Genomic DNA, 12311 nt, shown 5'->3' on the forward strand with positions numbered 1-12311 from the left:
GCTGTCCGTGTCCAAACTGGCTGCGCCAATAACGCCTGGTGGGATAGGCTCTAAGTCGATTCTCTTTTTTGCGAGGCGAATTAATTATTCTCTGAAAATTATTGATCTGATAAATGATTATTAATCTAAATGTTATAAGCGTCAGGTCAACAGGAGACAATTATTTTCATACCTATGGAAAACAAGTCAATTTTCTTTCTGGCGGTCTGCTTCCCCCACCAGCAGCCGAATGTAACAGAAAGCAATTAAATATGTGCGGTTGCTCATATTATTACATACTGGTTACAGAAAGAGATTGATAATTCGCATCGCGAAAAATAGTCTATTTAACGTAGTAAATGAGGTTTCTCAGCGCTACTTTTTATTTTTATTTTTTCGCTGTTCGCTTTTGTCGGCAGCAATTTATACGTCAAAGAGGATTAACTTATGCGTACGTTTAGTGGCAAACGTAGTACGCTGGCTCTGGCTATCGCCGGTATCACAGCAATGTCGGGGTGGATCGTTGTTCCGCAGGCGCAAGCCTCCGGCTTTTTCGACGACTCCACGTTAACGGGCGGCATCTATTATTGGCAGCGTGAACGCGATCGCAAAGATGTGACCGACGGCGACAAATATAAAACTAACCTTTCTCATGCGACCTGGAACGCTAACCTGGATTTTCAGTCTGGTTACGCTGCGGATATGTTCGGTCTGGATATCGCGGCGTTTACCGCGATTGAAATGGCAGAAAACGGCGACAGCGGTCATCCAAACGAAATTGCCTTCTCGAAAAAGAATAAAGGCTACGACGAAGACTATTCCGGCGATAAGAGCGGTATCAGTCTTTATAAAGCCGCTGCGAAATTTAAATATGGCCCGGTCTGGGCGCGCGCCGGTTATATTCAGCCTACTGGTCAGACGCTGTTAGCGCCGCACTGGAGTTTTATGCCGGGTACTTATCAGGGTGCGGAAGCCGGCGCCAGTTTTGACTATGGCGATGCAGGCGCGTTAAGTTTTTCCTACATGTGGACTAACGAATATAAAGCGCCGTGGCATACCGAAATGGATAAGTTTTATCAGGCGGATAAAAAAACCAATGTGGACTACCTCCATTCCATCGGCGCGAAGTACGACTTCAAAAATGATCTGGTGCTGGAAGCGGCGTTTGGTCAGTCCGAAGGCTATGTCGATCAATATTTCGCAAAGGCCAGCTATAAATTTGATTTAGGCGGCAATCCGTTCACCACCAGTTACCAGTTCTACGGCGCGCGCGACAAAGTAGACGATCGCAGCGTGAATGATATTTACGACGGTACGGCCTGGCTGCAGGCGTTGACCTTCGGCTACAAAGTCGCGGAAGTGGTTGACCTGCGTCTGGAAGGTACCTGGGTGAAAGCGGACGGTCAGCAGGGCTATTTTCTGCAACGTATGACGCCAACCTACGCCTCTTCAAACGGTCGTCTGGATATCTGGTGGGATAACCGCTCCGACTTTAACGCTAACGGTGAAAAGGCGGTTTTCTTCGGCGCGATGTATGACCTGAAAAACTGGAATCTGCCGGGCTGGGCTGTGGGCGCGTCTTACGTTTACGCCTGGGATGCCAAACCGGCAACCTGGCAAAGTAACCCGGATGCTTACTACGACAAAAACCGCACTATCGAAGAGTCCTCATACAGTCTGGATGCGGTCTATACCCTGCAGGAGGGGCGTGCCAAAGGCACCATGTTCAAGCTGCACTTCACCGAATATGACAACCACTCCAATATTCCAAGCTGGGGCGGTGGTTACGGCAACATCTTCCAGGATGAGCGTGACGTGAAATTTATCGTTATTGCGCCATTCACTATTTTCTGATGTCAGATGCGGCAGGCAGCCGGTCTGCCGCGCTGTTGAGGAACGACCTATGAAAAAAATTTTACTCATCGCCAGCATGACCGCTGGTTTGACGGCCTGTGCGTCATCACCCGCGCCGGAAGAAGATAGCCGGCTGAAAGAGGCGTACAGCGCCTGTATCAATACCGCACAGGGCTCGCCTGAGAAGATAGAGGCCTGCCAAAGCGTACTGAATGTCCTTAAAAAAGAGCGCAAACATCAGCAATTTGCTAACGAAGAAAGTGTGCGGGTACTGGACTATCAGCAGTGCATTCAGGCGACGCGCACGGGTAACGATCAGGCGGTCAAGGCTGACTGCGATAAGGTCTGGCAGGAAATTCGCAGTCATAATAATGTGCAATAAAACCCTGCCTTGCCACCCACGGGCGAATGTTTTCCGCCCGTGGTTTTTTCAGGCTTTATTTTCTGCCGCGATATAGCCGCGACTCAGACGTACAAACAGCATCGCCGTCGCGGCAAGTCCACATAACGCCGCGCACATCAGCCACCAGCCGGGCGAGCTTTTGTCGCCGGTTAACTTTACCAGTGCGGTAGAGATGGCCGGCGTCAGGCCGCCAAAAATTGCCGTCGCCAGGCTAAAGGCCAGCGAGAAACCAACGGTACGCACATAGACTGGCATCACTTCGGTTAACGCCGCGACCATTGCGCCGTTATACATGCCAAAAAAGAAAGAGAACCACAGCAGTACCAGCGTCATGCGGGTAAAGTCGGGCGCGGCGGTCAGCCACTGCATGACGGGCCAGGTGGTGATCAGCGCCAGCAACGTAATGCCCATTAACACGGCGCGACGGCCAATCCGGTCGGAAATCGCGCCGCCAATGGGTAACCAGATAAAATTGGACACCCCCACCAACATGGTAACGATCAAACTGTCCCGCGCGCTGAGATTAAGCACGGTTCTGCCATAGGTCGGCGTATAAACGGTGATAAAATAAAACGTTGTGGTGGTCATCGCCACCAGCAGCGTTCCGGCCGTAATAATGCGCCAGTTTTTGGCGATAGTTGCAAAAATTTCCCTGGTGTCGGGGCGATGCTTGCGTTGTAAAAACGCTTCTGTTTCTTGTAATGAACGACGTAAAACAAAAATCAGCGGAATGATCATACAGCCGATAAAGAACGGAATTCGCCAGCCCCACTCCGATATCGCGTCGTGTCCCAGCGTGATATTCAGGCTATAACCAATCAACGCGGCGACAACGATCGCGACCTGCTGACTGGCAGATTGCCAGCTGGTATAAAACCCTTTATTGCCTGGCGTTGCGATTTCGGACAGATAGACTGAGACGCCGCCTAACTCAACGCCCGCAGAAAATCCTTGTAATAACCGGCCCAACAGCACCAGCGCAGGCGCTGCCAGGCCGATCGTTTGGTAGCCGGGGACGAGGGCGATGAGCAACGTACCGCAGCCCATAATCGCCAGCGTCACCATCAGCCCTTTACGACGTCCGATTCTGTCAATATAGGCGCCAAGCACAATCGCGCCGACGGGGCGCATTAAAAAACCGGAGCCAAAGACGGCAAAGGTCAACATTAATGAGGCAAATTCGCTTTCCGCCGGAAAAAACGTTCTGGCGATATAGGTGGCGTAAAATCCGAACAAGAAAAAATCAAACTGTTCAAGAAAATTGCCGCTTGTCACGCGCAGTATTGCGCCGAACGTGCCGGCGCGCGATGTTGCAGGTGTGTGTTGTGCCATAGGGTTTGCTCTCCACTGTCTTTATTGTTTTATGGGTAAGATGTTGCGGGTCAGTTGCCTGTATCTCCCGCATGTTTTCCGCGTCGCTTCTCAATTGCCCATTTGAGTAAGGCCGCGCAGCGGAAAAATCCGTGGGCGAATTTTCCGTAGGGAAGGGTGAGAAAGAGCGCCATCACCACGCCTAAATGGAGCGCCAGCAGTATGCCCATTCCGCTGGTGTCTCTGCCTGCCAGCAGCGCCAGCCCGGTAAGGCTGGTTAAGAACAGCAGCAGAATAAAGCCGCGATCCATGGGTTTCTGGCGCGCATCGCCATGTAACGGCGACCGCCGCAGATTGAGCCACAGTAGCCCGGCCGGGCCGATAAGCAGACCGATACCGCCCAGCGTGCCGAGCATGACCGGCAGGCTAAAGAACGGATAGGGCGCTTCCCAACCGGCGACATAGTGATAGCCCGTCGCCACGACCGTGGCGGCAAAACAGAGCATAAAACCGTAGAAGGTAAAGTGATGAAAGCGACGGCGCAGCAGCGTGAACGCATCGTCCGCTTCGTTACAGCCTTTGCCGTGACCGCCGTCGAGATATTTCAGCGTTAACGCATTGTGCGACGCTTCCGCAATCTCCGCCGAACGCGGTACGCCCGGCGAGATCTCACGCCAGAAGCGAATTACGCCCGCCATAAGCAAACCGATTGCCAGCACAAAAACTGAGCCAAACATCCATGCCAGCAGGCTATGCGGAAAAATTTGATAGAAGTCACCGGCCAGCGGTGGATGAATCAGCGACCCTTTCAGCGCCATCGCCAGTAATAAAAAGAGCGTCAGACCGACTATCAGCGCCAGCGCGACGGTGATCCCCGCCCGGCGGTATAACGCGCCAAAAGCGGCGGGCTGGGCATACTGTTGATACGTCTCCAGGCGGGCTTGCGCCATCGCTTTCGGCACGTTAATGGCAAATTCATGGGGCGGTGCGTACTGGCACGCGTGCAGGCAGGCGCCGCAGTTATGACATAAATTCGCCAGATAATGAATATCGGCTTTACCGAATTCGAGCCGCTGGGTCATCGCCGGAAATACCGCGCAAAAACCTTCGCAGTAGCGACACGCGTTACACACTTGCATGACGCGTTCGACCTCGGCTTCCGGTTCGGTAAGCACGGTGGCCTCAATGATTAATTTTTCAAGCTGTTTCATGCTGCGCCTCCTTGTGCGCCGCGCGGGCGGCTTCTATTCCCGCAATGCGGCCAAAGGTTGTGCCGATAGACATGCCTACGCCTGCGGTATACCCCTTGCCCAGAACATTTCCTGCCATCATCTCGCCAGCAACAAACAGGTTGCGGCTTGGATGACCGGCAAAATGCACCGCGGCACGTTCATTGACTTTCAGGCCCAGGTAGGTAAACGTGATGCCGGGTCGCAGCGCATAACCGTAGTAGGGCGGTGCATCAAGCGGGCGCGCCCAGTGGGTTTTCGCCGGCGTCAGGTTTTTAGTAGCGCAGTCATCAAGCAAGGTATGATCAAAATGACCGGGCTGGCAGGCCTGGTTATACTGCGTGACGGTATGGGTAAATTTTTCCGCGTCCAGCCCCAACTGGCAGGCCAGCTCAGCCAACGTATTGGCCTGCGCGCCAGGAAAAACCGGCGGCATAAAGTGGCCGATGGCTTTGCTGTCAATAATCGAATAGCCAATTTGTCCTGGCTGTTGAGCCACCAGCCGCCCCCAAATGGCGTAACGCTTCGGCCAGAAATCTTCGCCTTCATCATAAAAACGTTCGGCGTCGCGATTCACGACAATACCCAGCGATACGCAATCCACGCGAGTACAAATACCGCCGTCGTACAGCGGCGCCCTGGCATCAATCGCTACGCAGTGCGACTGGGACGGATCGCCAATGATATCCGCGCCGGCATCCATCATAAATTTGAGTAATACGCCCTGGTTAAAACGCGTGCCGCGAATCAGGAAATTATCCGCGGGCCATTCGCCGCGGGCGTTTTCTCCCCAGGCTTCCCGCAGCCATTCACGGTTTGATTCGAAACCGCCAGCCGCTAATACGCAGGCTTTGGCGGTAATACGTTCGCTACCCGCCAGCGCTGCTACGAATTCGCCGTCATGAAGTTCAAGCGCGTGAACCGGCGTGTTATAGCGAATCTGTACGCCCAGCCGTTCGGCGCTACGGTAATAGGCATTGACGAGCGCTTTCCCGCCGCCCATAAAAAACGCATTGGTGCGCGCAACGTGGAGCGCCCCAGACAGTGGCGGTTGAAAGTTAACGCCATGTTTGCGCATCCAGTCGCGGCATTGCGAAGAGGTGCGAATGACCAGCCGCGCCAGCGCCTCGTTGGTGTTGCCGTCGGTGACTCGCCACAGATCCTGCCAGAATTCCTCTTCAGGATAGCTTTCTACCAGCACATCCTGCGGCGCATCATGCATACAGCGCAGGTTTCGTGTGTGCTGAGAATTTCCGCCGCGCCATTCCCGCGGGGCAGCCTCCAGCAGCAGAACCGATGCGCCCGCTTCCCGTGCGGTCAGGGCGGCGCATAATGCGGCATTGCCTCCGCCTATCACCAGTACATCAACCATCTTATACTCCCGTACCATTTAACTATTTGTTAAATTTGTAATTGAAATGTATACGGATAAATAAGCGGCGCGCTATCAGGTAGCGCTAAACAGGGGTTTAGTAAGCGTAAAGGGTTGCGCCTGGCCATTCACCGGCGTCGACTAACTGACGCATAACTTTGGTAAGGACTACTCTGGCGGCAAGGCCGGCGGGCGTCAGTTCATCATCCGACAGGCTGACTAAAAAATTGGGGCGGCTGAGTACCGGATTATGGACGCCGATCACGCGTAGCGCGTCGTTATCCAGGTGAGAAATCGCCGCGCCGGGCTGCAACGTGGCGCCAAGACCGTCGCGCACGGCGCGCATCAACAACGCCAGGCCGTCAATTTCCGCGACGATTTCAACGTTAAGCGCATGTTCCTGGCAGACAGCGTCCAGCCTGCCGCGCAGCCCGTGTCCCAGGCTTGGCATAATGAGCGGAATGCCTGCCAGTTGTTCAGGTGTGATCGGGTTATCAGGAAGCGCCGCCAGCAGGGCATGGGAGCCAATCAGAAAAAGCTGTTCTTCAAGGATCGGTCTGGCGCTCCAGCGCAGGATTTTATCTTTTTGAAAGACAACGGCTAAATCAATCTGGCGGGTATTGATCATTCTTTCCAGATTACCGGACAAGCTTTCCACCACATGCAGTCGGACATCGGCATAGTTTTCCTGCATGGCATGGATAAACGGTATACCCAGTATGGAGGCGGTACTGGGGGCCATTCCTACGCTCACATGACCGGAAAGGCGCGCTTCTCTGGCGGCGAGAATCGCGTCGTCGGCATGACGCAGGGCGAGTTGCGCCTGCGAATAAAAGGCCAGCCCGGCGTTGGTTGGCGTTACGCCGCGCGAGGTGCGCTGCAGCAGACGGATAGCAAGCTCGTTTTCCAGACGGGACATCTGTTGACTTAAGGCTGAAACGCCAATATCAAGATCCTGTGCGGCGCTGCCCATACTGCCGGTTTCAATAATACGCACGAAATAGCGTAACTGGCGAAGCTCCATTCCTGCTCTCCTGAGATGCGATAGCGTTTTTTACATTAAATCAACATCAAGCGGCAGGAAAGAGGAGGATATAAAAAAGCCAACCGGGCGGTTGGCTCTTCGAAAGATTTACACTTATTTAGTCGCGTCATCGTGCGCGTGCTCGTCTTCGCGGCAGTCTCCTTCAGCGCAGTGGCCGTAAAGATAGAGGCTGTGATTAGTTAAACGAATACCGTGTTTCGCCGCAATTTCACGCTGGCGCGCTTCAATAGAGTCATCACTAAATTCAATCACTTTTCCGCAGTCAAGGCAGATAAGATGGTCGTGATGATGTTGTTGCGTCAGTTCAAAAACGGATTTACCGCCTTCAAAATTATGGCGGGTCACGATACCGGCATCGTCAAACTGGTTCAGTACACGGTATACGGTTGCCAGACCGATTTCTTCACCCATGTCGATCAGGCGTTTGTATAAATCTTCCGCACTGACGTGATGGTTATCTGGTTCCTGAAGAACTTCCAGAATTTTTAAACGAGGAAGCGTTACTTTCAGGCCAGCCTTCTTTAATGCGGTATTGTTGTCAGTCATGCGGAATCTGTCCTGTTGCTAAACGATTCACTTCATTAGAGAAGTGACAGAAATTGCACTCAAGATAATGCGTATCATTATAGGACTGCCATGCCGAAATGAAAACCGCAAGTCTCTCGCAGATGTTAATAAAACTGTGGTTTTGCCTGCAAATTTTGGCGCCACCTGATTACACCCGGACATTGTACAGGGATGGGTGCGAAAGTTACAAATTTGTAGCAATTATTTTGATTGGTCTTGTCTATTGATGCGGCGCAGATATAACGCTGCGCCGCATAAGATTAGGCGTTGAGGATGTCGTCGAGGTGCAATTCAGCTGAAACTTGCTTAACCCATTTTTCAACACGCTCGGCGGTCAGCTCAGGCTGACGGTCTTCGTCAATCGCCAGGCCGACAAAATGATCGTCGTCAGCCAGACCTTTAGAGGCTTCAAAATGATAGCCTGCGGTTGGCCAGTGACCCACAATCGTGGCGCCGCGCGGCTCAATAATGTCGCGAATCGTGCCCAGCGCATCACAGAAGTATTCCGCGTAGTCTTCCTGATCGCCACAGCCAAACAGCGCCACCAGCTTACCGTTAAAGTCAATCTCTTCGAGAGTCGGGAAGAAGTCATCCCAGTCACATTGCGCTTCGCCATAGTACCAGGTTGGGATGCCCAGCAGCAGAATGTCATACCCTTCCAGGTCTTCTTTACTGCTTTTTGCAATGTCATGCACATCGGCAACGTCTTTACCAAGCTGTTTTTGAATCATTTTTGCGATATTTTCGGTATTACCGGTGTCGCTGCCGAAAAAGATGCCAGTGATTGCCATGAGTAAAATAACCTCTTGAAACTTATTGAAATGGTGGTGGCGAATTGCCCACGGATAAGGGCAATCATAGCAGAACAGGCAGATATGCGGAAACAGCAATCACGCGGGACTGCACGCTCTGCTACACGAAATATGAAACAAAACTTATTTTCAGACTAAACCCTGGCCGCGCAGCGCCATAAGCTGCTTCATTAATATTTCTTCAATGAGCTCGCTGCGGCTAATGTTGCGCGCTTCGGCCAGCTCATTCAGCGCGTCAACCGCTTGTGCGTTGAGTTTTAATTCGACACGCTTGAGGCCACGAACTTTGTCGCGTTTTAACTGGTTGCGCTTGTTGATGCGTAACTGTTCATCGCGCGAAAGCGGATTCGTTTTAGGTCGTCCCGGGCGACGCTCGTGCGCGAACAGATCTAATGTCGTACGGTCCGTTTGTTCTTTGGCCATGATTTTGGTGACTTCGGGGGAAACAATCAGCCAGGCTTATGCCCGGATGGATAGCGCGCCATCATACATCAGCGAGGAAGCGACGCCAACGCCCGCGCGCGTAATCGCGCACAGGCGATGAGTTTTTAATCAGTTAGCGTTTATCGTGCAGATAACGGCGGATGGCGCGCAGAACCGCCTCAGGTTTTTCGGCATGTACCCAGTGGCCCGCGCCGGCGATCACATGCGCGCGCGCCAAAGGGAATTGCGCCAGCAGCGCGTCGCGGTACGCTTCGGTCACGTACGGCGAGTTACCGCCTGGAATAAACAGCGCCGGATGTTCCCAGGGCGGAATGGTTTCCCAGCCGACGATATGCGGATACTGCTCCCATAATACCGGAACATTAAAACGCCATTCGCCTTCAGCCCAGGATTTTAACAGAAACTGGATTACGCCTTCTTCGTTGAGGTGTTGGCGCATAATCCCTGCCGCCTGTTGGCGGGATGTCGCGTCGGATTCGCTGACGGCGTTAATGGCCGCGAAAATGCGATCGTGGCGGCGAACGTGATAATCCACGGGGGCGATATCAATCGCGACCAGACGATCGATGCGATCGGGCGCCAGCGCCGTCAGCGCCATTACCGCTTTTCCACCCATGGAATGACCAATAAACGTCGCTTTTTCAATCTGCTGCGCGTCAAGCGTATCCAGAAGATCCTGGGCCATTGCCGGATAATCCATGACCGGATCGCGCGGCGATAAACCATGATTGCGCATATCGACCTGAATAATGTCGTGATCGGTCACCAGATCGCGCGCCAGTACGCCGAGGTTGTCCAGGCTGCCAAACAGGCCATGAACGAGAACGATGGGGGAATTATTGTGCAGGTTTTGTGCAGATTGCGCTCGGATGTTTAATTTCATGGCAAAGTTCTTTTTTTCGCTCTGTCGGGTTAGGGTATTATGTTGACCATTCTGCCACTGGGCTGCAACCTCTAAGGTTTACTCCGAGTTTTTTTGTCAGCCGGGCTTAACGCTATCCGCTGTTGGGATTTGTTCCTATAATCCCAATGACTTGTATTCAGCAAAGACATCGCACTGGATTAAGATGAAAACGATTGAAGTTGATGATGAACTCTATAGCTATATTGCCAGCCACACCAAGCATATCGGCGAGAGCGCATCCGACATTTTACGGCGTATGTTGAAGTTTTCCGCCACGACACAGCCAACGGCTTCAGCGGTGAAGGGGACGCCTGCGGCGCAACCCGTTGCCGAAGCGAAACCGGTCAACCCGGTAAAAGACAAAGTTCGCGCGATGCGTGAGCTGTTGTTGTCTGACGAATATGCCGAGCAGAAAAAAGCGGTCAACCGCTTTATGCTGATTCTGACTACACTCTATTCACTGGATCACCACGCGTTTGCGGAGGCGACGGAGTCGTTGCATGGCCGCACGCGCGTCTATTTTGCGGCGGATGAACAAACGCTGCTGAAAAATGGGAATCAAACTAAACCTAAGCACGTTCCCGGCACGCCGTACTGGGTGATCACCAACACCAACACCGGCCGTAAATGCAGCATGATCGAACACATCATGCAGTCAATGCAATTCCCGGCGGAATTGATTGAAAAGGTTTGCGGAACAATTTAATCCTTGCATTAGAAGGACCAGGCAATGGCAATCCACAACCGCGCAGGACAACCCGCGCAACAGAGTGATTTGATTAACGTCGCCCAACTGACGGCGCAGTATTATGTACTGAAACCGGAGGCAGGGAATGCAGAACATGCCGTGAAATTTGGCACTTCCGGCCATCGCGGTAGCGCAGGTCGTCACAGTTTCAACGAACCGCATATTCTGGCGATCGCCCAGGCGATTGCTGAAGAGCGGGCGAAAAATGGCATTACCGGCCCCTGCTATGTGGGGAAAGACACCCATGCGCTCTCGGAACCGGCCTTCATTTCCGTGCTGGAAGTGCTGGCGGCAAACGGCGTAGACGTTATCGTGCAGGAAAATAATGGCTTCACGCCAACGCCTGCCGTGTCAAATGCTATCCTGGTCCATAACAAAAAAGGCGGCCCGCTGGCTGATGGTATTGTCATTACGCCATCGCACAACCCGCCGGAAGATGGCGGTATTAAATATAATCCGCCCAATGGCGGCCCGGCGGATACTAACGTCACTAAAGTGGTAGAAGATCGCGCCAATGCGCTGCTGGCGGGCGGCCTGCAAGGCGTTAAGCGCATCTCTCTGGATGCGGCAATGGCCTCGGGCCACGTTAAAGCGGTAGATCTGGTACAGCCGTTTGTCGAAGGGCTGGCGGATATCGTTGATATGGCGGCGATTCAGAAAGCCGGTCTGACGCTGGGCGTTGATCCGCTGGGCGGCTCCGGTATTGAATACTGGAAACGTATCGCAGAGCATTACAAGCTTAACCTGACGTTAGTCAACGATCAGGTTGATCAAACCTTCCGCTTTATGCACCTTGATAAAGATGGCGCGATCCGTATGGATTGCTCCTCCGAATGCGCAATGGCGGGTTTGCTGGCGCTGCGTGACAAGTTTGACCTGGCCTTCGCCAACGACCCGGACTACGACCGTCATGGCATCGTGACGCCTGCAGGGCTGATGAACCCGAACCATTATCTGGCGGTCGCCATTAACTATCTGTTCCAGCATCGTCCGCTGTGGGGCAAAGACGTGGCTGTCGGTAAAACGCTGGTCTCTTCCGCGATGATTGACCGCGTGGTGAATGATTTGGGACGCAAGCTGGTGGAAGTGCCGGTAGGCTTCAAATGGTTTGTTGACGGTTTGTTCGACGGCAGCTTTGGTTTCGGCGGGGAAGAGAGCGCGGGCGCTTCGTTCCTGCGTTTCGACGGTACGCCGTGGTCTACCGATAAAGACGGTATCATCATGTGCTTGCTGGCGGCGGAAATCACCGCCGTTACCGGGAAAAACCCACAAGAGCATTACAATGAACTGGCAGCGCGTTTTGGCGCGCCGAGCTATAACCGTCTGCAGGCGGCAGCGACCTCGGCCCAGAAAGCGGCATTGTCTAAACTGTCTCCGGAAATGGTCAGCGCCAGCACTCTGGCAGGCGACCCGATCACCGCGCGTCTTACCGCAGCGCCGGGTAATGGCGCATCGATTGGCGGCCTGAAGGTAATGACCGATAACGGCTGGTTCGCCGCGCGTCCATCCGGTACGGAAGATGCTTACAAGATCTATTGCGAAAGCTTCCTGGGGGAAGAACATCGCAAGCAGATTGAGAAAGAAGCCGTTGAAATCGTTAGCGAAGTATTGAAAAACGCCTGATGGGCGATATGGAAGAAAAA

Annotated in this window: 12 protein-coding genes and 1 pseudogene; 4 read left to right on the plus strand and 9 right to left on the minus strand. The window is 53.2% G+C overall.

Annotation, left to right across the window (positions count from 1 at the left end; genetic code table 11):
* Positions 1-426 precede the first annotated feature (426 nt).
* The gene (chiP, locus tag ACLD4K_RS14480) at positions 427-1833 is read left to right on the plus strand and encodes a chitoporin ChiP (RefSeq protein ID WP_001258803.1); all 1407 of its coding nucleotides are present in this window, start codon (positions 427-429) and stop codon (positions 1831-1833) included.
* 49 nt (positions 1834-1882) lie between these two features.
* Positions 1883-2215, plus strand: a complete 333-nt coding sequence (gene chiQ, locus ACLD4K_RS14485) for a ChiQ/YbfN family lipoprotein (protein ID WP_000722260.1) — start codon at positions 1883-1885, stop codon at positions 2213-2215.
* A gap of 48 nt (positions 2216-2263) precedes the next feature.
* Here chiQ and tcuC read toward each other — a convergent pair whose 3' ends face one another.
* The 9 genes and pseudogenes from tcuC to ybfF form a co-directional block, all read right to left on the minus strand.
* Entirely contained in the window at positions 2264-3568 is a 1305-nt protein-coding gene (gene tcuC, locus ACLD4K_RS14490; protein ID WP_000057014.1) for a tricarballylate/proton symporter TcuC, read from the minus strand.
* 50 nt (positions 3569-3618) lie between these two features.
* Positions 3619-4758: a tricarballylate utilization protein TcuB gene (gene tcuB, locus ACLD4K_RS14495; RefSeq protein WP_080097140.1), complete on the minus strand. Its 1140-nt coding sequence runs from the start codon at positions 4756-4758 to the stop codon at positions 3619-3621.
* A complete protein-coding gene (tcuA, locus tag ACLD4K_RS14500; protein ID WP_000228705.1) occupies positions 4745-6148 on the minus strand; it encodes an FAD-dependent tricarballylate dehydrogenase TcuA in 1404 nt (467 codons plus the stop codon). The genes tcuB and tcuA overlap by 14 nt, the downstream gene beginning before the upstream one ends.
* A gap of 97 nt (positions 6149-6245) precedes the next feature.
* Positions 6246-7172, minus strand: coding sequence for a tricarballylate utilization LysR family transcriptional regulator TcuR (gene tcuR, locus ACLD4K_RS14505; RefSeq protein WP_411012053.1), 927 nt, complete (start codon positions 7170-7172; stop codon positions 6246-6248).
* A gap of 114 nt (positions 7173-7286) precedes the next feature.
* Complete coding sequence (fur, locus tag ACLD4K_RS14510; protein ID WP_000131699.1) at positions 7287-7739, minus strand: ferric iron uptake transcriptional regulator; 453 nt, start codon at positions 7737-7739, stop codon at positions 7287-7289.
* Positions 7732-7817, minus strand: a pseudogene (locus ACLD4K_RS14515) (ryhB-regulated fur leader peptide). The gene fur and the pseudogene ACLD4K_RS14515 overlap by 8 nt, the downstream one beginning before the upstream one ends.
* Positions 7818-8020: 203 nt before the next feature.
* Positions 8021-8551: a flavodoxin FldA gene (gene fldA, locus ACLD4K_RS14520; RefSeq protein WP_001018621.1), complete on the minus strand. Its 531-nt coding sequence runs from the start codon at positions 8549-8551 to the stop codon at positions 8021-8023.
* Positions 8552-8701: 150 nt separating this feature from the next.
* Positions 8702-8995, minus strand: a complete 294-nt coding sequence (gene ybfE, locus ACLD4K_RS14525; RefSeq protein WP_001040939.1) for a LexA regulated protein — start codon at positions 8993-8995, stop codon at positions 8702-8704.
* A gap of 133 nt (positions 8996-9128) precedes the next feature.
* Positions 9129-9899, minus strand: a complete 771-nt coding sequence (gene ybfF / locus ACLD4K_RS14530; RefSeq protein WP_000773245.1) for an esterase — start codon at positions 9897-9899, stop codon at positions 9129-9131.
* A 184-nt stretch (positions 9900-10083) separates the two neighbouring features.
* Here ybfF and seqA point away from each other — a divergent pair, with 184 nt between their 5' ends.
* Positions 10084-10626, plus strand: coding sequence for a replication initiation negative regulator SeqA (gene seqA, locus ACLD4K_RS14535; RefSeq protein WP_000848395.1), 543 nt, complete (start codon positions 10084-10086; stop codon positions 10624-10626).
* A gap of 24 nt (positions 10627-10650) precedes the next feature.
* Positions 10651-12291, plus strand: a complete 1641-nt coding sequence (pgm, locus tag ACLD4K_RS14540; protein ID WP_000974385.1) for a phosphoglucomutase (alpha-D-glucose-1,6-bisphosphate-dependent) — start codon at positions 10651-10653, stop codon at positions 12289-12291.
* Positions 12292-12311 lie beyond the last annotated feature (20 nt).

The organism is Salmonella sp. 741265055_HSA (genome assembly GCF_046569525.1).
Taxonomy (GTDB): Bacteria; Pseudomonadota; Gammaproteobacteria; order Enterobacterales; family Enterobacteriaceae; genus Salmonella; species Salmonella enterica.

Bases quoted from the DNA above. Each gene is read 5' to 3' on its own strand.
- chiP (WP_001258803.1), top strand. From the start codon at position 427: ATGCGTACGTTTAGTGGCAAACGTAGTACGCTGGCTCTGGCTATCGCC.
- chiQ (WP_000722260.1), top strand. From the start codon at position 1,883: ATGAAAAAAATTTTACTCATCGCCAGCATGACCGCTGGTTTGACGGCC.
- tcuC (WP_000057014.1), bottom strand. From the start codon at position 3,568: ATGGCACAACACACACCTGCAACATCGCGCGCCGGCACGTTCGGCGCA.
- tcuB (WP_080097140.1), bottom strand. From the start codon at position 4,758: ATGAAACAGCTTGAAAAATTAATCATTGAGGCCACCGTGCTTACCGAA.
- tcuA (WP_000228705.1), bottom strand. From the start codon at position 6,148: ATGGTTGATGTACTGGTGATAGGCGGAGGCAATGCCGCATTATGCGCC.
- tcuR (WP_411012053.1), bottom strand. From the start codon at position 7,172: ATGGAGCTTCGCCAGTTACGCTATTTCGTGCGTATTATTGAAACCGGC.
- fur (WP_000131699.1), bottom strand. From the start codon at position 7,739: ATGACTGACAACAATACCGCATTAAAGAAGGCTGGCCTGAAAGTAACG.
- fldA (WP_001018621.1), bottom strand. From the start codon at position 8,551: ATGGCAATCACTGGCATCTTTTTCGGCAGCGACACCGGTAATACCGAA.
- ybfE (WP_001040939.1), bottom strand. From the start codon at position 8,995: ATGGCCAAAGAACAAACGGACCGTACGACATTAGATCTGTTCGCGCAC.
- ybfF (WP_000773245.1), bottom strand. From the start codon at position 9,899: ATGAAATTAAACATCCGAGCGCAATCTGCACAAAACCTGCACAATAAT.
- seqA (WP_000848395.1), top strand. From the start codon at position 10,084: ATGAAAACGATTGAAGTTGATGATGAACTCTATAGCTATATTGCCAGC.
- pgm (WP_000974385.1), top strand. From the start codon at position 10,651: ATGGCAATCCACAACCGCGCAGGACAACCCGCGCAACAGAGTGATTTG.